Origin of the sequence: Microcoleus sp. T3_B1 (assembly GCF_036700445.1) — a bacterium.
Taxonomy (GTDB): domain Bacteria; phylum Cyanobacteriota; class Cyanobacteriia; order Cyanobacteriales; family Microcoleaceae; genus Microcoleus.
Genome location: NZ_JAUBOX010000007.1, coordinates 116,229 through 138,409 on the forward strand (window position 1 = coordinate 116,229; position 22,181 = coordinate 138,409).

The 22,181-nt window shown below is 45.9% G+C and carries 21 protein-coding genes; 13 read left to right on the forward strand and 8 right to left on the reverse strand.

Annotated elements, in window-relative coordinates; all coding sequences use genetic code 11:
- Positions 1-79: 79 nt before the first annotated feature.
- Positions 80-775 (forward strand): YqiA/YcfP family alpha/beta fold hydrolase, encoded by a 696-nt coding sequence (locus tag QT990_RS06625; RefSeq protein ID WP_333139344.1) that lies wholly within the window; start codon positions 80-82, stop codon positions 773-775.
- Positions 776-800: 25 nt separating this feature from the next.
- The gene (locus tag QT990_RS06630; RefSeq protein WP_333107905.1) at positions 801-1,508 is read left to right on the forward strand and encodes an ROK family protein; all 708 of its coding nucleotides are present in this window, start codon (positions 801-803) and stop codon (positions 1,506-1,508) included.
- A gap of 157 nt (positions 1,509-1,665) precedes the next feature.
- On the opposite strand, the gene QT990_RS06635 is transcribed toward QT990_RS06630, so the two are convergent.
- Positions 1,666-1,950, reverse strand: a complete 285-nt coding sequence (locus QT990_RS06635) for a WGxxGxxG family protein (protein ID WP_333139346.1) — start codon at positions 1,948-1,950, stop codon at positions 1,666-1,668.
- A gap of 182 nt (positions 1,951-2,132) precedes the next feature.
- On the opposite strand from QT990_RS06635, the gene QT990_RS06640 reads away from it, so the two are divergent.
- The 3 genes from QT990_RS06640 to QT990_RS06650 all read left to right on the forward strand — a co-directional run bounded on the left by QT990_RS06640 (position 2,133) and on the right by QT990_RS06650 (position 4,480).
- A complete protein-coding gene (locus tag QT990_RS06640) occupies positions 2,133-3,320 on the forward strand; it encodes a histidinol-phosphate transaminase (RefSeq protein ID WP_333139348.1) in 1,188 nt (395 codons plus the stop codon).
- 53 nt (positions 3,321-3,373) lie between these two features.
- The gene (locus QT990_RS06645) at positions 3,374-3,769 is read left to right on the forward strand and encodes a VOC family protein (RefSeq protein ID WP_333139350.1); all 396 of its coding nucleotides are present in this window, start codon (positions 3,374-3,376) and stop codon (positions 3,767-3,769) included.
- A 168-nt stretch (positions 3,770-3,937) separates the two neighbouring features.
- Positions 3,938-4,480 carry an REP-associated tyrosine transposase gene (locus QT990_RS06650; RefSeq protein ID WP_333139352.1) on the forward strand — a complete coding sequence of 181 codons (543 nt, stop codon included), beginning with the start codon at positions 3,938-3,940 and terminating at the stop codon, positions 4,478-4,480.
- A gap of 130 nt (positions 4,481-4,610) precedes the next feature.
- Here QT990_RS06650 and QT990_RS06655 read toward each other — a convergent pair whose 3' ends face one another.
- On the reverse strand, positions 4,611-5,183 hold the full coding sequence (locus tag QT990_RS06655) for a hypothetical protein (RefSeq protein WP_333139354.1): 573 nt from the start codon (positions 5,181-5,183) through the stop codon (positions 4,611-4,613).
- Between the two features lie 58 nt (positions 5,184-5,241).
- On the opposite strand from QT990_RS06655, the gene QT990_RS06660 reads away from it, so the two are divergent.
- The 3 genes from QT990_RS06660 (at position 5,242) to QT990_RS06670 (ending at position 7,849) form a co-directional block, all read left to right on the forward strand.
- Positions 5,242-5,667, forward strand: a complete 426-nt coding sequence (locus tag QT990_RS06660; protein ID WP_333139382.1) for a DUF2358 domain-containing protein — start codon at positions 5,242-5,244, stop codon at positions 5,665-5,667.
- A 295-nt stretch (positions 5,668-5,962) separates the two neighbouring features.
- The gene (iscB, locus tag QT990_RS06665; protein ID WP_333139356.1) at positions 5,963-7,234 is read left to right on the forward strand and encodes an RNA-guided endonuclease IscB; all 1,272 of its coding nucleotides are present in this window, start codon (positions 5,963-5,965) and stop codon (positions 7,232-7,234) included.
- Positions 7,235-7,432: 198 nt separating this feature from the next.
- Positions 7,433-7,849, forward strand: coding sequence for a fasciclin domain-containing protein (locus tag QT990_RS06670; RefSeq protein ID WP_333139357.1), 417 nt, complete (start codon positions 7,433-7,435; stop codon positions 7,847-7,849).
- A gap of 341 nt (positions 7,850-8,190) precedes the next feature.
- On the opposite strand, the gene QT990_RS06675 is transcribed toward QT990_RS06670, so the two are convergent.
- Entirely contained in the window at positions 8,191-9,657 is a 1,467-nt protein-coding gene (locus tag QT990_RS06675; protein ID WP_333465051.1) for a glycoside hydrolase family 13 protein, read from the reverse strand.
- A 341-nt stretch (positions 9,658-9,998) separates the two neighbouring features.
- On the opposite strand from QT990_RS06675, the gene QT990_RS06680 reads away from it, so the two are divergent.
- From QT990_RS06680 to QT990_RS06690, 3 genes are all read left to right on the forward strand, one after another.
- Positions 9,999-10,388 carry a hypothetical protein gene (locus QT990_RS06680; protein WP_333139361.1) on the forward strand — a complete coding sequence of 130 codons (390 nt, stop codon included), beginning with the start codon at positions 9,999-10,001 and terminating at the stop codon, positions 10,386-10,388.
- Between the two features lie 184 nt (positions 10,389-10,572).
- On the forward strand, positions 10,573-11,862 hold the full coding sequence (locus tag QT990_RS06685) for a glucose-1-phosphate adenylyltransferase (RefSeq protein ID WP_333315471.1): 1,290 nt from the start codon (positions 10,573-10,575) through the stop codon (positions 11,860-11,862).
- A gap of 1,321 nt (positions 11,863-13,183) precedes the next feature.
- Entirely contained in the window at positions 13,184-14,194 is a 1,011-nt protein-coding gene (locus QT990_RS06690; RefSeq protein WP_333139364.1) for a J domain-containing protein, read from the forward strand.
- A 162-nt stretch (positions 14,195-14,356) separates the two neighbouring features.
- Here QT990_RS06690 and QT990_RS06695 read toward each other — a convergent pair whose 3' ends face one another.
- The 5 genes from QT990_RS06695 to QT990_RS06715 form a co-directional block, all read right to left on the reverse strand.
- On the reverse strand, positions 14,357-14,632 hold the full coding sequence (locus tag QT990_RS06695) for a DUF1816 domain-containing protein (RefSeq protein WP_333139367.1): 276 nt from the start codon (positions 14,630-14,632) through the stop codon (positions 14,357-14,359).
- Positions 14,633-15,001: 369 nt separating this feature from the next.
- Positions 15,002-15,292 carry a DUF1816 domain-containing protein gene (locus tag QT990_RS06700; RefSeq protein WP_333109629.1) on the reverse strand — a complete coding sequence of 97 codons (291 nt, stop codon included), beginning with the start codon at positions 15,290-15,292 and terminating at the stop codon, positions 15,002-15,004.
- A 1,081-nt stretch (positions 15,293-16,373) separates the two neighbouring features.
- Positions 16,374-17,129: a DUF2993 domain-containing protein gene (locus QT990_RS06705; protein ID WP_333035730.1), complete on the reverse strand. Its 756-nt coding sequence runs from the start codon at positions 17,127-17,129 to the stop codon at positions 16,374-16,376.
- Positions 17,130-17,256: 127 nt separating this feature from the next.
- Entirely contained in the window at positions 17,257-17,850 is a 594-nt protein-coding gene (locus QT990_RS06710; RefSeq protein WP_333465052.1) for a pentapeptide repeat-containing protein, read from the reverse strand.
- A 101-nt stretch (positions 17,851-17,951) separates the two neighbouring features.
- Complete coding sequence (locus QT990_RS06715; RefSeq protein ID WP_333139371.1) at positions 17,952-19,361, reverse strand: HD domain-containing phosphohydrolase; 1,410 nt, start codon at positions 19,359-19,361, stop codon at positions 17,952-17,954.
- 760 nt (positions 19,362-20,121) lie between these two features.
- On the opposite strand from QT990_RS06715, the gene QT990_RS06720 reads away from it, so the two are divergent.
- Positions 20,122-20,859 carry a DUF2993 domain-containing protein gene (locus QT990_RS06720; RefSeq protein WP_333139373.1) on the forward strand — a complete coding sequence of 246 codons (738 nt, stop codon included), beginning with the start codon at positions 20,122-20,124 and terminating at the stop codon, positions 20,857-20,859.
- 498 nt (positions 20,860-21,357) lie between these two features.
- On the forward strand, positions 21,358-21,930 hold the full coding sequence (locus QT990_RS06725) for a DUF6658 family protein (protein ID WP_333139375.1): 573 nt from the start codon (positions 21,358-21,360) through the stop codon (positions 21,928-21,930).
- Positions 21,931-22,181 lie beyond the last annotated feature (251 nt).

Genomic DNA, 22,181 nt, shown 5'->3' on the forward strand with positions numbered 1-22,181 from the left:
ACTTAGGGTCTTATTTTTTTATTTAATAACTCATTTTAAGTTAAAATAATTAGTTAAGAAGTCTCATAAAAATTTCTGGATGAATCTACAGAACGATTCGAGTTACATTTATTTACACGGATTTGCTTCAAGTCCCGATTCCCTTAAGGCAAAATATTTCCGAGAGCGCTTTTCTTCCGTAGGAATTGACCTAAAAACTCCAGATCTCAATCAAAACGATTTTTCCGGCCTCACCCTCACCCGTCAGTTGCAGCAAATAGAAACAGACTTTCTGCAAACCCAATCCTCGCAATCGGCAGAAAAGGTAAAAGAATTAGGCGGAGTTACAATAATAGGGTCTAGTTTTGGGGGGCTGACAGCGGCTTGGTTGGCCGATCGACAATTGTCCGTAAAACAAATAGTTTTGTTAGCACCGGCTTTTGACTTTATCTCCCACTGGCTGCCGCTGTTGGGACAGCAACAGTTAGAAAAATGGCAGTCTGAGAAATATTTGCCCGTTTACCACTACGGCGAACAAGGTTATCTGCCGCTGAATTATCAGTTTGTGGCAGATATGGCTCAATACCCTGAAGAAAAATTAATGCGATCCGTGCCTACGTTAATTCTCCACGGGAAGCATGATACAATAATACCGGTTCACGCTAGCAGAGATTTTGCCGCTAACCGTCCCTGGGTGCAATTAATTGAATTAGAAGACGATCATTCTTTGGGAAATGTCCTAGCGGAAATGTGGGAAGCGATCAAAAGTTTTGCCAATTCAAAAATTAAAATTTGACCAACTTGCAAGTCTTAACACTCAAATGACTGAACAAGATCGATCGACTCGCACCCTAGCCGTTGACATTGGCGGAAGTGGCATCAAAGTTATGGTTTTGGACAATGAAGGCGAGCCCCAAACGGAACGCAGCCGTTTAGAAACGCCTCAACCACCGAAACCGGAACCCGTACTAGAGGCGATCGCCTCTTTAGCAAGCGGACAAGGGGAATTTGACCGAGTATCCGTCGGTTTTCCCGGTGTCGTGCGTCTAGGCGTCATCAAAACCGCAGTGAATTTAGATCCGTCTTGGATAGATTTTGACCTAGAAACTACCCTCAAAGATCGCTTGGGAAAACCTGTGCGAGTGGCTAACGATGCCGATATTCAAGGATTGGGAGCAATTGCTGGGACGGGGGTAGAATTAGTAATTACCCTTGGCACCGGTTTCGGTTCTGCCTTATTTGTCGATGGTATCTTGGTGCCAAATCTAGAATTAGGACATCACCCGTTTCGCAAAGGGGAAACTTACGAACAGCAATTAGGGCGATCGGCATTAGATACAGTGGGCTCCAAAAGATGGAATCGCCGTCTGGAAAAAGCGCTCACCTATCTGCAAAATCTCTTTAATTGCGATCGCATTTACATCGGCGGCGGCAATACTAAAAAGATTGCTGTTGAGTTACCGCCACAGGTTAAAATAGTACCCAATGTGAGCGGTTTATTGGGCGGGATTGCTTTGTGGCGCGATTGAATAAACTTTGTGGCTAAAATGGCCATCAATAATATCAAAGAAACCGGATTTTTTGGTTGGATTAAAGGCAATAATCCAGTCTTTAGGTAAAAAACCCGGTTTCTGAATCCACGACGGTTGATTGGGTTTTTGGCTGGTGCGATGGCAGTTTAAAAAATTATTCGCCCATCGGATCGCGGTAGCGTTTGGGTTCATCCTTGCGAAAGAGATTCGCCAAACCGAGGATGCCCAACAAACCCAAAGCACCCCAATGATTGTTGTCTTCCTTGCTTTCTTGAAGGGGAGTGGTGTCTAGAACAACTCCATTAGACTCAGTATTGTTCTGTGCCGGAGCTGACTCGGTTTGAGCTGAGGCAGGCATAGCTGAAGGGAGAACAGCCAAACTCAAAGCTATGAGGGTAGCGGCGGCATTTTTAGATAAATCGGAAGGCTTAACTTTCATACTCGGTCTCCAAATATCAGCAGTTACTTTATCAAAATAATCAATTTGTTACAGCCGACGCATCAATCGATCGACAGAAACTAAATCCCCCTCTCCTCTTGCTTTCGAGATAGAACAAGCTCTATGCTAAGTTCAGATGCTTCTAAGCAGATAATCTAAAATAAAAAGTCGTAAATTATACCATGCTTCCCTTTATCCGAAAAGATTTAGCCGAACTTACCGCATACACTCCCCATCCGGGCGGCACATCAGGAGAATCAGCGCACTCGGAAAGTGCGATCGATCGCCTCGATACCAATGAATGCCCCTACGACTTGCCAGAAGAATTAAAAAAAAAGCTAGCTTGGACTTACCAGCAGTTAATTGAGACAAATCGCTATCCCGACGGAGGCCACGCAGCGCTCAAAGAGGCGATCGCCCAATACGTCAATGAATCCCTAAATGTCCCCCCCCTTAACAAGGGGGGGCTAGGGGGGGTTACACTGCCCAAAACCGCCATTACAGCCGACAATATTTCTGTGGGCAACGGTTCCGACGAACTAATTAGATCCATCTTAATAGCTACTTGCTTGGGCGGCGCAGGCTCTATTTTCGTTGCGAATCCCACCTTTTCGATGTATGGAATAATCGCCCAAACCCTCGGAATTCCCGTTGTGAGTGCTCCGCGGAAAGAGGAGAATTTTGAAATCGATATCGAGGCGGCTAAAAGGGCGATAGCCCAAAATCAAAATCCCCCCGTGCGCGCCGTCTTTGTCGTTCACCCCAATTCGCCCACAGCCAATGCTTTGACACCAGATGAAATAGAATGGTTGTCAACTTTACCCGAAGAGATATTAGTAGTAATTGACGAAGCCTATTTTGAATTCAGCCAAAATACTTTAGCAGACCAATTGCACCATCACCGGAATTGGATAATTTTACGTACATTTTCCAAAGCATTCCGGCTAGCATCAATGAGAGTCGGATATGCGATCGCCCATCCCGAACTCACAGCCACCTTAGAAAAAATTCGCCTCCCCTACAACCTTCCCAGTTTCTCGCAAACCGCAGCCGAGTTAGCTCTAGCGCAGCGGCAGTTATTGCTAGCAACTATTCCAGAAACTCTATCAGAAAGAGCCAAATTAATTGCAGCGCTAACTCAGCATCAAAAATTGCAAGTTTGGCCGAGTGCGGCTAACTTCGTTTACCTGCGGGTAAAAGCTCGTGAGGGCGAATCTGCCGAACAGGAACACAAACAAATCATGCAGCAGCTAAAAGAGCGAGGTACTTTAATTAGGCATACTGGGGGAGGTTTGCGAATTACGGTGGGTAGCCCGGAGGAAAATCAGCGGACAGTCGATCGCATAGGAGAACTTTTTGACAACTCATAATATTCGGTATCCAGTTTCTGCTTAACACAAAAATAACTTTGGAGAAGATATATATGCTTCAAGGAAAGGTTTTACGGGTTGCTCGTCCAACGGATTGCCTCGATCGAGTTGTTCATTTCTACACAGAGGGTTTAGGGCTGCAAATCCTCGATCGTTTTGAAAACCATGAAGGTTTTGACGGAGTAATGGTTGGGATGCCAGGAGAAAGCCACCACTTTGAATTCATCCATCAACGGGGACATATTGTAGGTGGCGCTCCAACTCAAGACAATCTTATCGTCTTTTACCTTCCTAACCAACAAGAATGGCAGCAGGCTGTTGAGCGAATGAAAGCAATGGGATTTGAGCCTGTAAACTCCTACAATCCCTACTGGGACAAAGATGGAGTGACCTTTGAAGACCCAGATGGCTATCGAGTCGTTTTGCAGAATGCCGAGTGGATCTTGTAGCTGGTATTCTGTAGGTTGGGTTAAGCGATAGCGAACCCTACGCTTCGCTCTGCCAAACACCCAATTGATTAATAATGTTGGGTTTCGTTTCTCAACTCCACGGCTTATACAGAATGTTGGGTTTCGTGCCTCAACCCAACCTACACTATAAAAATCAGTGCTTAGCACATGCAGTATCGTCGTCTAAAAACTCCCGGAGCTACCTATTTTTTTACTATTGTTACGTATCAGCGCCAACGCTTATTTTCTGACCCCGAAATGGTAGAGCTGCTTCGCGCTGCATTCCGCAATGTTATAGGTGGATTTCCCTTTACAATTGATGCTATTGTTGTTTTACCAGATCATCTCCATTGTATTTGGACGCTGCCAGATCAAGATGCTAATTTTTCAACTCGCTGGCGATTGATCAAGAATTATTTCAGTCGTAATTGTCCTGAGCAATATAAACAAACTCGTTCAGTATCTCGTTTGAAAAAAGGTGAGCAAGCTATCTGGCAGAGGCGGTTTTGGGAGCATCAAATTAGAGATGAAGTGGATTTTGCAAATCATGTGGATTACATTCCTTATAATCCGGTCAAGCATGGATTAGTTGCCGCACCACGGGATTGGGAATATTCCAGTTTTCATCGCTATGTGCAGGATGGTTCTTATTCAAGGGATTGGGGCGCGAATGTTCTGATTGAATGGGACAATGAAGTTGGTCAGGAATGATGAATATTAATTTTGCAACAAATCTTGCGTAGGTTGGGTTGGAACGATAGTGGAAACCCAACATCAACATCGGTTGCGTTGGGTTTCGTTCCTCAACCCAACCTACGGCTAAAATGATGCAATAACATTTTTAATTATCAATCTGCCGTGCCGCCCGAATGGTTTGAGGAAATACGCCTACTAAAAGTGCCAAAGCTTCATCGGGAATTTGTGCCACCGTTTCCCAATCCAAATATTGTTCAAACTGAGTTAAAACCATTTGTGCGCGTTCCAAAGCTGCTGGCTTTGCCGTTAACTGTTCCATTAACCGCACCCACTGCCGCCGAATTCCAAAAGCTTTCTGTATTTCTTCGGGAGATTGAGGGCAAACCAAACAAAAATCGCCCACGGGAATCGCCTGCTGAGAGTCAACATCAAAAGCGCCCCCAACGGCAGCCCCAGGCCCGGCAAACTCCGCGTGGAAACGTTTAATCAAAATTAGGCCGTTCCGGCGACGGCTATCTACCATCAACAGCTTGCCGCTGTTGATTTCTGCGAGAATGTCAGAGGAGTGGGGGTGTTCTGTCAAATCTGTGCCAAGGTTTCGAGTTCGCAAGTCCGGGTCAGCAGAAAGGCCGAGGGGGACAATATAATTAGAGGTAAGATTAGAGCTGGTTGAAGTATCAATTTTTTTCTCCTCCCGCTGCCGATCGAGATTATTCATTTAAAGTCATAAATTAATACTGTCACAAGGTGGTAGTTTGAGCGCGATCGAATATCAAATGCAGGTAGAACAAGCAGTAGACACCCTGAAAGCGGATCTCCCGACGCTTTTTGAAAAAGACATCTCCTACGACATCTACACAAAAGATGTTTATTTTCAAGACCCTGTTAACAAATTTAAAGGAAAAATCAACTATCGCATTATCTTTTGGACTCTGCGATTTCACGGGCAGCTATTCTTTAACGAGATTTACTTCGACCTCCACGACGTAGGTCAGACAGCCCCTGATACTATTGTGGCAAATTGGACTGTTCGCGGGACACTGCGGGTTCCCTGGAAAGCTCGGATTTTTTTTAACGGCTACTCTACTTATAAACTGGATAAAGACGGCTTAATTTACGAACATATCGACACCTGGGACAGAGAACCCGGAGAGATTTTAAAGCAGTTTTTCCGCAAGGGGGAGGAGGCGAGCCAAGTATAAGCCAAAAAGGTCGATCGGGCCGAGCCATCAGGGTCGGCAACCGAATTAACTTATAGTCAGTAACTCAGCTCTAAAGAGACTGAGCTTGTAAGAAATTGCAAGCTATGCTGACCAGCCTAAGATTCTTGAAATCTACGTTATTTTAGTCACGACACCAGGCGAATGCGAAGCTAGTTCCCTGCTCTGTCATCTGCAACTAAACAGTCTTAAAGTCACGCTCGGCAGTGTTGCAGGTTTAAAAAGCTCTTATAACCTTGGCGAAGCTAACATTACACGCAAGTGGAGGGACGAAACAATGTCCAATTTTATTTTCGTACTTGATACAAACAAAAGACCGCTAACACCTTGCAAGCCTTCAATGGCTCATAAGTTGTTAACTGCCGGCAAAGCGGCTGTTTTTAGACGGTTCCCATTCACAATTATTCTCAAAAAGGTGATAACAGCAACTATTGAATCAATTAGTCTCAAGTTAGATCCAGGTTCTAAAACTACTGGCATCGCTTTACTAGAAGGTGAGAAAGTAATTTTTGGCGCTGAACTAACTCATCGAGGTCAAGCCATCAAAGCAAGTCTTGATTCCCGTCGCGCACTGCGTCGAGGAAGACGAAACCGTCATACTCGCTACCGCCAAGCAAGGTTTTTAAACCGTACCCGCCAAAAAGGTTGGTTAGCACCATCTTTGCAGCACCGGGTAGAAACCACCCTAACTTGGGTCAACAAATTACGCAGACTTGCACCAATCAGTCTAATCGTTCAAGAGCTTGTCAGATTCGATCTACAACAACTAGAAAACCCAGAAATTAGTGAACTGGAGTACCAGCAAGGCATTTTATGTGGGTACGAAATCCGCGAGTATTTATTGAATAAATGGAACAGGAAATGTGCTTATTGCAACCTTGAAAACGTACCTTTGCAAGTTGAACACGTTCATCCAAAAGCCAAGGGTGGAAGCAATCGAATTTCTAATCTCTGCCTTGCTTGCGAGAAGTGCAACCAGAAGAAAGGTACTCAAGATGTTCAGCAATTCTTAGCCAAAAAACCTGACATTTTGAAGCACATTCTTGCACAAGCAAAACGTCCGCTCAAGGATGCTGCTGCCGTGAATTCGACTCGATGGGCGCTGTTCTCTCGACTGAAAGAAACGGGGTTGCCCGTCTTAACTGGTTCAGGTGGACTGACCAAGTTTAATCGTACTCGACTGCAACTACCTAAAACTCATTGGCTTGATGCTGCTTGTGTCGGTCAACTTGAATCATTGTCTGTAGTAACGAGTAAACCATTGCTAATCAAGGCGACTGGACACGGAACTCGTCAAATGTGCCGCACAGACAAATTTGGCTTTCCATCTCGGTACGTTCCGAGAAACAAGTTTGTCAAAGGTTTTCAAACGGGCGACATTGTAAAAGCAGTCGTTACCAGTGGCAAGAAAATTGGTGAATATGTTGGTCGAGTTGCGGTTAGAACGACGGGTTCGTTTAATATCTCGGCATCAGAATTGATGCAAGGGATTAGCCATAAATACTGCAAAATTGTTCATCACAAAGATGGCTACAATTACTCATTTTGAACTTGAAGATTCACGGCGCTTGAAATCGCCGGGTCGTTTTCCTCTCAGGACTGAAGTCACTGAGTTTCCCACTTGCCGAGTGTTTTTTATGACTAAAATAATCATCATCCCTCCGATTCATTTTCTGCTATTTGTAAATTGCTAAAATGATTGTCGCCTCTGATTCATTTTCTGCTATTTGCACTCCTGAAAAACATCATGGCTGATATTGTCGAGACTGCCACCAATGCCGGCTCTTTCAAAACCCTCGTGACTGTTATTGAAGCGGCTGGTTTGTTAGATTTATTGCAAAGTCCGGGCCCCTACACCGTCTTAGCACCCACTGATGAGGCATTTGCCAAAATTCCTACGAATACTATTACGTCTTGGCTGGAAGACATACCCAAGCTCAAGAAAATTCTGACCTATCACATTCTGTTTGGCGAGGTACTAACTGAGAATTTGCTTGAGTTAAGTTCTGCTGAAACAGTTGAAGGTTCTGTGGTGGGAATTGATACTTCTGACGGCATTAAAGTGAATGATGCTAAAGTTCTCACTTCCAATATTCTTGCTGACAATGGCGTCATCCATATTATTGATGCGGTGCTAATACCCGCATTAGTTTCAGCAGAATAAAACTTGCGGCATCTCTAAATTTAGTAGGGTGCTTATGCAGGGCTGTTTCATTCTCTTGTAGGGGCAATCCCCCCGTGGTTGCCCCGATATCTGAAACCCCTACCCGCTCGTCTATCGGCTGGGCGGGCACGGGGGCACCGCCCCTACAAAACCCTGGTTTTTCTGAGAATGAAACAGCCCTGGGTGCTTATGGGCGCACCTTACATTTTAAACTAGAGAACTTACGCAAGTGTCACAATTAGTAAGGTGCGTCAGAGCCAAAACCCTGGATCATCCGTCCATCAATCGGTCTGACGCACCCTACAAGTCAATTGGATCGTGACACTTGCGTAATTGCTGAACTAATTATCCGAACCTAAAATCAATCCCGATCGCGCCGGCAGCATCAATTCTAAATGCCGAGTTTCCCCGTCACCTTTCCAAACAAACTCGCCTTTCCCAAACAGCAATTTATCGTGAGGAGATTTCAGATTAGCTGGCTCAAAGCTAATATTAGCTTCTTCTGTCGCGACATTGACAGCAACAACTATTTCCTCATCCCCCAAAATTCGGGCAAAAACGTAAACCGTTCCCTCAGCAAACAGAACTTGGTACGAACCAGTGCGGAGGGCAGCGTATTTGTGCCGCAAACCTATCAACTGCTTGTGATAATCTAAAACATCAAGTTCCCAGTGACCTTGTAAGGGAAAACTGCGGCGAGAATCGGGATCGAGAGCACCGGGCAAACCAACTTCATCGCCGTAGTAAATGCTAGGAGCTCCGGGAAAAGTTAACAGCAGCAAAGTTGCGAGTTCGACACTAGCTTTATCGCCTCCTGCAATTGTTAACAACCTCGCAGTATCGTGACTGGCCAACAAATTAAGTTGAGTTAGCTGTATTGGCCACGGGTACAGTTCCAACACCTGCTGAATTTTGTCGCCGTACTCTTTAGCAAAAAGCGGCGGATAGGGATGGTAAGCACGACCTTCAATTTGAGTTAAATCTACCCTGTCCCCCGCTGCAAAAGCAATAGTCGGTGCAGCAAAAAGATAATTCATTACCCCGTCAAATTGAGTGCCGTCGAGCCATTCTCTCGCATCTTCCCAAACTTCGCCCACAATGTAAGCTTCGGGATTAACTGCTTTAACTCGATCGCGAAATTCCTGCCAAAATCCCGGGCTTTTAATTTCAAAAGGAACGTCCAGTCGCCAGCCATCGACGCCAAATTTAATCCAATATTCGGCGATTTCCATGATGTATTCTCGCACTTCTGGATTGTCGTGATTGAATACAGGAAGGGCTCGATTCCCATCCCAGCCGGCATAATTAGCAGGAAAATTGCCGTCGTAAGCAGATAACGGCCAGCCTTCAATTTTAAACCAATCGAGCCAAGGAGAACCGGGGCCGTTTTCGAGGATGTCGTGGAAGAAGAAAAAGCCGCGGCTGGCGTGGTTGAATACGCCGTCGAGGACAACTTTGATGTTGCGATCGTGGGCGGCGTCTAGAAGCTCTTTAAAAGCCGGATTGCCACCCAACATCGGATCGACTTGATAGTAGTCGTGGGTATGGTAGCGGTGATTGCTGGCCGACTGAAATATGGGGGTGAAGTAAATTGCGTTAATGCCTAAGTCTTGCAAGTAGTCTAGCTGTTCCATAACGCCCCACAAGTCGCCGCCTTTGTAGCCTTGCAGGGTGGGGATTGCGTGCCATTCTTCCCACATGAAGTTTTGCAGCATGCGTTTGCGGGGCTGTTTGCTTTTGGCGAAGCGATCGGGGAATATTTGGTAGAATACGGCGTTTTTAACCCAGTCTGGCGTTTGAATTTGCATACACTTTTTTTAGCTTTTAGGGGTTAGGCTACAGTAGCAGATGTTTGTTGCGGATCTAGCTTTTGGTAGAGAATAGACATTTTCTGCAATTTTGTTGCTCGACAAATTGTAAAATATTACACAAATTTGCAGTCAATCTAAGATTGAAAACTGACTCTACCTAGAAATTTATCGTCCCGGCGGGCGGCGCTTCCTGAGTGCTGTGGAGTCGCACAAACTCTGATAACAGGAACGCCAGCAAAAAGAACTGGATCAAATTCAAGCAGAACCAGAGCGCACTTTGGGCCCATACAGAGCGTCAATCGATTTTAGATTTTAGATTTTAGATTTTAGATTAAAGAATGGAAGCATTGACCCCACGGATAAATTCGGGGGGCAAGTTTCTCGGATACAGGTTTTTTATTTCTGGACGGATGAATCCGGGGGCTTGTATCCTGCATGCTTTCGGTCAGTGGGCGTGGCGGTGCGAGTATCGACCTGCCTTGAAAAAGAACAATAGCGCCATGAGCCTCGATCGAGAAATTGTGAAAACGGGGAATTTACCCAAAAAACTTGTTATTAACAGCCAAAACCCCGAACCTTATTCTTTCCTTAAACTGCCTTTATTTATGGAAGGGTATTTTAACTCACAACTCAAAACTTTTTTAAATATCGATTATGGATTGATGGGTATTTTAACTCACAACTCAAAACTCCTAACTCCTGTCCCGGACGCACTCCAACTCTCATAAACCGGGTTTTATAACTCTTATTGAGGGTTTGAAGAAGTATTTGGATTAAACAACCCGGTTTCTGTGTAAGCGACTCAACTCCTAACTCAAAACTCAAAACTTCCTTGCTCCCCCCCCTTGTCAAGAAGCCCTCACCATCCGACACTGTACTTGGAGAGTTAATCGACCCTAGGGAGAAAGTTCCTTGAAAAAAGTTTTAGCCATCATCCTCGGTGGCGGTGTAGGCACCCGCCTTTACCCCCTAACCAAATTGCGAGCCAAACCCGCAGTTCCCCTCGCAGGCAAATATCGCCTCATCGATATTCCTCTCAGCAACTGCATCAACTCGGAAATAGTCAAAATCTACGTCCTCACCCAATTCAACTCGGCATCCCTGAACCGTCACATCGCTCGCACCTACCAGTTTTCCGGCTTCACCGAAGGATTTGCCGAGGTGCTCGCCGCCCAGCAAACTCAGGAAAACCCCAACTGGTTTCAAGGGACAGCCGACGCAGTTCGCCAATATCTCTGGCTGCTAGAAGAGTGGGACGTTGACGAATACTTGATTCTTTCGGGCGATCACCTCTATCGCATGGACTACCAGAAGTTTGTGCAGAGACACCGCGAAACCAACGCCGATATCACCCTCTCGGTTTTGCCAATGGACGAGAAGCGGGCGTCGGATTTTGGTTTGATGAAAATCGACGACAACGGCCGCATTGTTTCTTTCAGCGAAAAGCCAAAAGGCGATGCGCTCAAACAAATGCAGGTGGATACTACTAAACTGGGACTGACAGCGCAGCAGGCTCAGGAAAGTCCTTACATTGCTTCGATGGGGATTTACGTCTTCAAAAAAGAAGTTCTGATTAAACTTCTGAAAGAATCTCCCAACCAAACTGATTTTGGTAAAGAGATTATTCCGAATAATGCAAAAGACCACAACGTTCAAGCTTATTTGTTTGACGATTATTGGGAAGATATCGGAACCATTGAGGCTTTTTACGATGCTAACTTGGCTCTGACAAAACAGCCTCAGCCGCCTTTCAGTTTCTACGATGAAAATGCGCCGATTTATACTCGCCCGCGTTTCTTGCCGCCGACTAAGCTTTTAGATACTCACGTGACTGAATCGATTATTGCTGAAGGCTGCATTCTCAAACAGTGCCGGATCGACCATTCTGTGTTGGGAGTTCGATCGCGCATTGAAGCTGGATGTACGATTCAAGACACCCTGGTGATGGGTGCTGACTTCTACGAACCCGACGCCGAACGGCATTCGAGTTTGGACAGCGGCGGCGTCGCCCTCGGTATCGGTGCAGATACTACAATTCGCCGCGCGATTGTGGATAAAAATGCCCGCATCGGCCGCAATGTTCAAATAATTAATAAAGACCGAGTGGAAGAAGCCAACCGCGAAAACCAAGGTTTTTACATCCGCAGCGGCATTATCGTAGTTCTGAAAAATGCCACGATTCCTGATGGAACTATCATTTAGTTATTAGTCATTAGTCATTAGTCGTCAGTCATTAGTTTTTTAAGTTAAAATCTGTTACCTGCTTTTCAAGTGACTGATGATAAATAATGAAATTAGTGACAGATCACCAATGACCGATGACTGATGACTGATGACGAAATTCATTCTTTTTTTTGTTGATTATTAATTCCCACCGCTGATGCGAGGTTGTCGAAATACTTGGCTTTCTTCCAAGGCTCGCGCATTATTAATAAGCGACAGTCTCTGTTACTGTCTGCCGTGATACAGATATGTCCGCTCGCCTGCGTCTGGCGAATAGCTTCTGATTTTTGTATTTGCGCTGGTAGCACGACTGACAAATACGCTGCCCGTTTCTGAGTACCACAGCACTCTCGGAACTATCTTTCCAATCGTCGCAGCAGCCACAAGGCCAACTTAGCAAATAATTCATAATGTTAGGACCCTGGTACAGTTAAAAGCTTATCGCTCTACTATCCTATCTTAATGTTTTATAAAAGTGTGTGATGTAGCTAACAGACAGGGGAGAAATTATGTTATATTAGTTGGATTAAAATCTATTCAGAGGTTGTAAAAATAAAATTGTCTAGCACGGGTCTGGGGTGAATAAAAAATATCTATAAATTTTGTGTAAAAACGGCGCAATTTAGGGTATTATATAGTCACAATTCAGACACCGGATTTGACAGAACTTGCTGATGAAAACCTGCTAAGATTTGGATTGGGTGATCAAGCTCAGATCGAGAAGTTCGTAGGCGTAAGCCGGGCGTAGCCATCGCACCGCGCCCCGGAAAAAAAGACCAAAAAAGATCGATCGTCCGCGCAAGTCAACCCTCCTGGGCTCGCGCCCGCAACAGCAGCAGCTTTCCCCCCCTCACCTCAATCGGGCTGCCGCCTCCCGAAAGCCCTCAGCCTCATAAACTCCCCAAAAGTTTTCGTCGCAGGAGTTTCACCGTCTCAAAGCTCACAGCTATAGCAACGGCCTATAGGGTAAGGACGTTCCTTAATTGAGGAAAGCATTGTTTTTGCTGTCGAATGCCAAAATCATTTCTAGAGCCCACTGCTCCGGCTGCCTTGTGCACGAGAGAGCCGAATGCTATAAAATCTTAAACAGCAGCGGAGTGCGGAAATTGCGATCGAACGCCCAGCAACAACCGAACTCGATCGAGTCCAAACCTTTGATAACCTATAATTTGAATGAGATGTCGCAGGCACTTCGGCTCCTGGCATTATACTAATGCGCCATCCTGCGGCTAATTTGGGATTTATTCTTTCTAACAACTAACAACTAACAAATAACAACTAATAAAGAGGGGATTGCTTAATGGCTGCAACAGATTTTAAAGACTATTACGCTATTTTGGGACTCAACAAAACTGCCACTTCTGACGAATTAAAAAAAACTTTCCGCAAACTAGCCCGCAAATATCACCCGGACATGAACCCCGGCAACAAAGAAGCCGAAGCTCGTTTTAAAGAAGTAAACGAAGCTTACGAAGTGCTCTCAGACCCTGAAAAACGCAAAAAATACGACCAATACGGTCAATACTGGAAGCAAGCTGCCACAACTCCAGGTGGATGGCCGGGCGGGGGCAGTACGAATGTAGACTTTGGCGGGGTTGACTTCAGCGAGTACGGCAGTTTTGACGAATTTATCAATGCCTTGTTAGGTCGCGCAGGTAGTAGTCCGGGTAGTGCCCGCAACCCCAAGTGGAATTACAGCAACTACCGCAACACCAGCGGCGGGCCCACCGGGTTTGGCGGATTTGAAGATTTCGCGGGGTACGAAAACCGCACCGCAGGAAGCTCTCTCGACACCGAGGTCGCCATTTCCCTGACTCTGGGGGAAGCATTTCGGGGAACTTCCAAGCGAGTCGCCACGGGCGAAGTTTCGATTCCAGCAGGAGTGAAAACTGGCAGTAAAATTCGGATAAAAGGCAAAGGTCAAGTTGACCCGTACACGAAGCAGCAGGGAGATTTGTACCTAAAATTAGAAGTTTTGCCTCACGCTTTCTTCCAGTTTGAGGGAGAAAATTTGGTCTGCGAAGTCCCGATAACTCCCGACGAAGCGGTGTTGGGATCTTCAATTGAAGTGCCGGCGCCTGAAGGTATGATCACTGTGAAATTTCCAGCCGGGATTCGTTCGGGTCAGTCTTTGCGGTTGCGGGGCAAAGGATGGCCGAAACCCAAGAAAGACGAGCGGACTGATTTGTTAGTAAAAATTGCGATCGTGCCGCCGAAAGAACTCACCACTCTCGAACGCGAGGCCTACGAGAAAATTCAAGCCAATCGTACTTTTAATCCTCGCAGTAATCTCAATCAGATGGTGATTTGAAAAAACCTGCATTTCTCGGACGCAAATAATACCATTTCTTCAAGATTCGCCAGGGACACAGCATTGTTGTGTCCCTACAGTATGCAAGCGCGATCTCATTTTAAAAAAACCCTGTTAACAACTCAAATTTTATTCGCCCGTAATTTGCACTTTCCCACTTTCTCAAGACTCTTCACTAGCTCTTAGCTGAGTAGGTTGACTACCTTGTTTGATGTTGATGCTAATTTTTTTAGATCCTTTGTTCTCCAAGTCTCGGATGTAGTAGTTCGAGTTGTCGGAAGCTTCCTGTCTGCTGTCATAGGGCCCAAAGTAATAGGTACTCTTTGGCGAATCTGTATCCACTTCTACCCACCATTCGTCGCGTCGAGTGCTGCTAGCAGGTTGAGCTAGCACCCAAAAAGCCGTGAAAAACATACCCAACATAGAGATTTCAAACATATTTACCTCTGAGAAGACTTAAGTAGTTTTTACTGTTCTCAATTTATCAACGCAACGAGAGCGATCGGCTCATCCTCAGTGCTGATTTGATCCCGATAAATTTGGGCAGTTAATGGTGGATAAAATCTGCACTTTGATGGAGATGATTCCGACTTTTCAGCCACCACTACAAATACCAAGTCCGCAAGGTAAGGACTAGGACAAGATGAGGCTTAATATTATTGTTGAGGCTTGAGGTAATTGAAAACTCAAACCAAACTTAGGCACTCTTGACGCTCAGAAACCGGGTTATTTAACCGATACCCCTCGCGATAGATGGAGTATTTTCGTCAAAAAACCCGGTTTCTGGAGTCTGGACTATCAAAATTCTTAAGCCGCGATACTCTCTGAGAATTCACTGTCGCAAATCGTGAGTTCCGAAGGCTGACACCGTTTGATGCGGATGCTAACTCTTTTGGCTTTCTCGCTTTCCAGGTCTTCGATGTAGCCCGGAATATTGCTGGAGGCTTCTTTGTCGGTGTCGAAGGGGCCAAAATAGTAGGTACAGCGGGGCAAATCTGTGACGATTTCTACCCACCATTTCTCAGGGCTGCGGGGGCTGGAGCCAGCAAACACGGACAATACTGCGACGTAGATACAAAATAAATAAATTCCGAGCATTTTTCCTCTTTTGGGGTTATTTATTTTCTCACAGGACTTACGCCCTCGCGACTCTCATCAACCGGGTTGTTCAACTCCTGGCGATCGCCCTTTACCAGAGAATTTAGTCCTTCAAACCCGGTTTCTGCGTTTAGAATTGTCTAACTTTATCAAAGTAATTTGTGCGATCGCATCAACCTGAGTGCTGATTTTGAGGCGAGAATAGAATCCCAGTGAATCAACTATTTTGCATTTAAATTTAAGCTTGATGGTGGGCTAGGAGTGGCGACCCCACAAGAGTTTAAGTACGCAGTAGTCGATCGATTAAATGCGCGACAGCTTACTTCGCGAAATACGCCGGAATATATAGAATTTCTTGGGCAGATGAGGTATGAAATCAAACTTAATAACCTTGGCAACACAGGTTTCGGTGTATCCAATTTTTGTGAGAAAGGCTATATAGTCTAGGCGATTGCTTCGCGTATAGCTGACAGTGACATATAGCTTGGCCACACAGGTTTGGGTGTACCTGATATCTTGCACCATTGTCAAGAACGGGCTCTCCGGCCCGTTCCACAAAGAATGAGTCTTCTTGTGGAACAGGCCGAAAAGCCTGTTCCTAAACAAGTAATTGAGAATGGTGCAAGATGTGAGGTGTACCCAATTTTTGCGATCGAGACTATAGCGCGACCTTACGCTAGCAGGGCCACAGCTTAAAAACTGTCGCTAAAATAGCAAAACCCGCCTACGCGGGTTGTGCTGTTAAGCTTTGACACTCCTGGCCCTGAAGGCACGAGGATTCTTAAGACATTTCGATCTTAATATCCCTAGTAATAGGGTTCCCAGGCTGACCACGAAAAGCACATAGGTGTGTAGTCATATCTCCTCTGTGAATGTTTTGGGCGTAGACTTTCCCCCAGTCCGGGGGTAGGTTTTTAAATCTTGTCTGATCTGCTTACTGTACCATATTCATTTGTTGAGATGGATGTGTTATTTTACTTGAAAATGGAAAAAGCCGTCCTAAAAGGACGGGGTTTTAAACCCAATCTTCTGATAAAATTCCTCAAACAAATCGGATTTGGCCAGCTCAGCAGGCTGAGGCTTAGCGCTTACCTTTGGGGAATTGCTCGATACCAGCCCAACCGTAGAAAACCAGCTCGTCGTTCTGAACTCGGCAGCGGTCTACTCGCAGTTGAGTGCCTTCTAAGGCAAATTTGTCTAAGTCTAGCAAGTTATTTACGTGGGCAATTATAGCTTGACCCAAGTCTACTGCTTGCTCGTCACCGCCGTAAGTAACGCTGACAAATTGGATTTTGCGTCTGTCTTCTACTTGCAATTGAGCAGTAATATCTATTTTGACCGGTTCGCTGGCATCGCCTACGGTAATTTCGGACTGAAGCCGAATTGATTTGTCGGTTCCGAAGCTGACTTCAGTGTTTTGAAAGTGCAGAGATTGCTCTTGGTACTTCAGCTTCTGGAGTTTTTCAACTACAAAAGGTGTATTGAATGAGGTGGTTAAATCCGATCGACTTAAGACTACTCGCATATTTGCCTGGGTAGGCTGCCGTAATTTCACTTGACCTGCAAAAATCGCTCCAAAATCAATGGAGAGTGCTTGCAGGTAGAGTTCCATCACTTCTATGCGAAGGCCGTTGTACATCAACATACCTTTGCCAACGAAGTCGAAACCGTCGATGCTTCCCTGCAAGAGTTTGGCTACTGGTTCGACTCGGATGTTGGCCTCGGCCTTTTCAGAACGCTTGAATAAGGCTGCGATCGCAGCTCCTGCTACTTTACTAACAAGGCGATCGCCACTTTGACCTTGAAAGGATGTACCGCTAAACAAAGCTGCTACCATTTATTCGTTTGCTCATCTACAGTCGCCATTATAACCCTATATTAAGAAATGTAAAAATCGCTTGTGCTTATTCACCTCATAAGCAGATCTTGTTTTTTGTCTGTCTTCTAAACAACATTCTTGAAATTTAAAGGCTCAGGGGGGTGCCCTGGAGACAAGCGCGATCGAGCAAAGCTCCATCCCAAAGGGTTTTTTCCATCATGGCGCAAAGCAAATTAGCCCCCGTCAGGTTAGCGCCCCGCAGTACGGCTCCATTCAGGATCGCTTCTTCCAAGTCAGATCCTGACAAATCAGCGCCGGACAAATTGGCATGGCTCAAATCGGCACCAAGCAAAATTGCCCTAGCCAAAGCAGCGCCCCGCAAATCGGCACCGCGCAAATCGACACCGCTCAAATCCAAATTGCCGATGGATGCCGCCGTCAAAAAAGCACCCCCAAAACTTGCGTCGCGGACTAAAGCGTTAGCGAAGGAAGCGCCCCGCAAATCGGCATTGCGAAAATCTGCGCCTCGCAAGTCAGCGCCGCTCAAGTCAGCGCCGCGGAGGTTGGCTCGCAATACTGCCCGCTGCAAGTTAGCGCCGGCGAGATTAGCTCCACTCAAGTTGGCTTGAGACAAGTTAGCACCGGCGAGATCGGCTCCGGCTAAGTCTTTGCCGGCTAAATCAGTGCCGACCAACATCAAAATTTTGCCTTTGCGTATGGCTTCGAGGTCATTAGTCATTAGTCAGTTGTCAGTTGTTGGTTGTCAGTTGTTGGTTAACAGTCAACAGTCAACAGTCAACAGTCAACAGTCAACAGTCAACAGTCAACAGTCGAGTTATTTTATAATGCCGGAGCGGCCGAGGTCGTTCGATCGCCCTCCTCCAACCACACGTTAGGCAGTTGGCTCGGACGAGTTGGTAACTCCATCAAACCAATTTCTGTCATTCTGACGACGCTGCTGAGAGTTTCCAGCAAAGCCGGATCGAAGCGAGTGCCCGACAGTTCGCGGCACTGTTCCAAAGCTTCGCTCAAACTCAAAGCCGGACGATCGCCACGTGGTTGAGTCAGTTCTTGAAAATAAGCGACCAACCCCAAAATCCGCGAAGTCATCGGTATCGCTTCGGCTCGCAAACCCTCTGGCCTGCCGCTGCCGTCCCAATATTCGAGTTTATGCTTGACAATTTCCGCTACAGGTGCTAGTTCCGGCATTGCTTGCAGCAGTTGGGAACCGATGAAACTGCGATCGCGCCAAAACGAGAAAGTTGCTTCGTCAAAAGCATCGGGAGTGCGATCGAACACCTCATTCGGGGCCGAAACTAAGCCGACTCGAAATAGCAATCCAGCCAGCCGCAGCCTCCGCAACTGCAAAGCCGGCAAATCGAGGATTTGACCCAAAGTTTCCGACAAAGCCGCCACCTGCAAAGACGCTGTAGGATTGGAGGTATCGCGTTCGTCTACGCGCTGGGCGATCCGCAGAAAAGCTTGAAGTTTGTTAGCGTTCAAATTGCGGCTGACGCGCAAAGCTTGACCTTCCAATTCCCACAACTCGCGGGTTTGGCGGTTAATTGCCACCATTTGCTGCTGAGAACTTTGCAGGTAAGTGACGATCCGCGATACCACCCCACTAATGTCGGCCAAGGGCGGGCCTTTAGTTGCCAGGATTTCGTGGTGCATTTCCAGCAAACTTTCGGCTAGGGGGGCGTTGTAATGTCGCGTCTGTTCTATAAAAATTTCTGCAGCAGCCGACACCAAAGACTGGTCAAACGACCACAAACCGTAGAACTTTCGTTCTATATCTACTTCCGGCTTGCCATCGGGCAAGTATTCCTGGTCTGAAAGTTCGCGACAAAGCACCATTGCTTTGTATGTCGGGGCGAGGATGATTAAATTCCATTCTTGGATTATGGGGTCGCTCTCATCGAGATTTATTAAAGATACATTTTCTAATTGAGCGGTTTTGTGGGTAGCGAAACCGCTGTCGGCTACTGCACCTATGACAACGCGCCGAGAGGCATTAGCAATATCTAGGTAGCGATCGGCTTCCTGTAAATACCATTTTCCCTGCTGAAACATCACCAAAACTAGGGGTTGGAGTTCGCTCTTGTCCCCGCCACTGGTTTGCAAAATGTGGTCTTCTAGGGCGTGACACAGGGCTACGAGGGTGTTTTTGAAGTATACCCCGTAGCTAGAAGGCAGTTTTCCGCCGGGAAGTGTAGCTTGTAGTCTAGCGAGAGTTGATTCTGAATTCATCAGAAAAATGAGCCTGAAACCCCGTCCTTCTAGGACGGCTTTACATTGGATTGGGGTGGAGGGGTATGGTTGCCCCTCCGTGGAGATGTGGTCTTCTCCAAAACTCCCTTACGGGTAAAGTTAGCACGCGCCTTTGTTTTGAGAGCTTGTTAAACTTGCAGCACTGTAAAGCGTGACCTTAAAACTGTTTAACTGCAAATGACAGAGCAGGGGACTAGCTTCGCATCAAGCGGGTGTCGTGACTCAAAAAACGTAGACCTCGAAAGTATACGGCCCGTCAGGACGGCTCGCAAGAATCTCTTACAAGCCTCATGCCTGATAGCTGAGGTTCCTGACTGCAAAAAGCGGTGCCTGCTCTTACTTATTGTAGCGGGCGATCGAACTTCTCGAAAAGACTTTTGGCAAAAATCCGAGTTTTTGATTTTTCCCCGCTTCGCAACCGAGTCAATCGATTTTAGATTTTAGATTTTAGATTTTAGCATTGAAGCATTGAAGCATTGACCCCACGGATAAATTCGGGGGGCAAGTTTCATCGGATACAGTTTTTTTATTTCGGGACAGATGAATCCGGGGGCTTGTATGCTGGATGCTTTCGGTCAATGTAGAGTGCGCCGAAGAGTACCTGATTAATTTTAGCAATTTTCTGGAAACCCTCTGTCTTTGGCTGAGTTTTTTTCAGACGAGAAACCAGCCGAGAGGAAGACGGTAAATGACTTAGGTATTAACTACTATTTTGAAAACAATATTAGGAATTCTGAGCGTGCTTCAACAAAATAGAAGTTTAGGGGAACAGGCGATCGACAAAGTGGCCGAGATTGCTATTGCGAGCAAATTAGACGAATCCGAAACTTTGTCTGTCACAGTTAACACCGATCCGATCCAGCTAGCCCAGGGTTCAGTAGAGGCCGTTGCGGTTGAGGGCACAGGGTTGGTAATGCAACAAGATTTGCGCGTGGAAGATTTGCAAATTCACATAAAGGATATTGCTGTCAATCCCCTCACCGCTATGTTTGGCAAAATTGAACTGAACGGGCCTGCCTTCGGTGCGGCGCGCGCAGTTTTAACAGAAAGCGATATCAACCGCGCTTTTAATTCCGAATACATCAGCAGGAAACTGAAAAACTTAAAAGTTACTGTTGAGGGACAACAGCAGACAATAGACGTTAAAACTATTGAGTGCCAATTGCTAGCTGGAAAAATCGCTTTAAATGCTGAGGTATTGGTGCAGGAAACTGCCTCTACTGAAAAAATTTATTTTACATCAAAACCTCAGATCGCAGCGGGCGGTTGGGCAATTTCTCTTCAGGATGTCGAGTATCCCGAAAACAAGGAATTTTCGCCGGAGTTAACAGCAGCTTTGGCGGACAAAGCTGGTGAGGTTTTAAACTTGCGAAATTTTGAAATTGAGGGAATGTCCCTGCGAATTCAGCAGCTAAATGTGGAAGCTGGTGTGCTGACTTTGCAAGCTGAAGCGAAAGTCGAAAAATTCCCAGAGTAGCAGTAGGGTTCTGAGGTTAGTAGCTGGTAGGGTGCGTCAGTGGATTGGAGATTTTAGATGTTATGTTTACTCCACAGATGAATCTGGGATGTTGAACAAGAGTCTAAAATTTTTCTAACTCCACGACAGCATTCGTTCGCAAGTATCCGTTTTTGGGCGTGGTCAAAAACAGAAAAGCTTTTGTCATCAAGCAATTCTTGGAACGCACGCACCCGAAGACTACGCTTTGAAACTACCTGGGCCCTTTTCTTGTCGGTCGGGTACGAGTGTCTCAACCAAACTTACTCTAGAAACCCGGTAAAAAAGCTGGGTTTCTAGATACCTGCGCGTAAGTCCTACCAAAAATAATCTCTCGAAGGCGATCGCCATTTTTAAATCCCTCTAAAGTTAGAAAAAAATAGATAGCAATTAGTGGCAAAATATCACCGCCGTTAGAGGCAGGTGTGGGGAGTTTATTTTTACTCTTGATAAGTAGTAGTAAAAAAATGGAAAATTTTTGTGAACACTGTAACTGCTTTTTTTAAAAGACTGCGTATCGGTCAAATTTTGACTGTATTTATGGCAGGTGTGCTGCTGTTTACCAGCACCGCTTGCAATGCCGGCGATACTCGAGGTGCTCGGCCTGAGAATCCTCCCGTCCAAATGGGAGGAATGAATAACCCTCACAAGGCCGGTGGTGATGGATATACGAATTATCAAATGTCTACTGACCCTAAAGTCAATCAATCGCCTGCTAAAGCAGAAAAGAATCGGGCTGATTTGTCGATCTTAGGCGATCGTCTCCTGGCCTCGACTACCGCTGAATCTAATTCCTCAAAGCTGCTTTATCCGGGTTCTGCACCGATGGAAACTGACAAGTTTGACCTCGAACTCGGCGGAGATAAAACTCTGTTAGATACGCCAGACGGACAGCCGGCTAAGGCTCAACCCGTATTCGATCGCAGCGATCCCGATGCCAATATTTTAGAGAGAGTAGGCGCCGCATTTAAGGATGCTTCTGGTTTCCTCAAAGATAGCGCTGAAGATGCCAAGGAAAGTTCCGTTACGAAACTCAATCCGCTGCAAAAATAAGCTAGCCGAACCAAAAATGATGTAGGGGCTGTCTGAAATTAGCCCCTACATAAATAATATAATTTATTGAAACTAGATAAACGCTTGTATATCTGCAATCTGCTCAACAATATTTACGTTTTTTATGCTTTTTTGATATGATGCAGAGCAATATATTTTACATCTTAGGTGATTTATGATGGGAATGCCCGACAGTATTTTTGGTAAATTTCACTCAGGTTGAATAACTCTCAGACATATTAATTAACCTG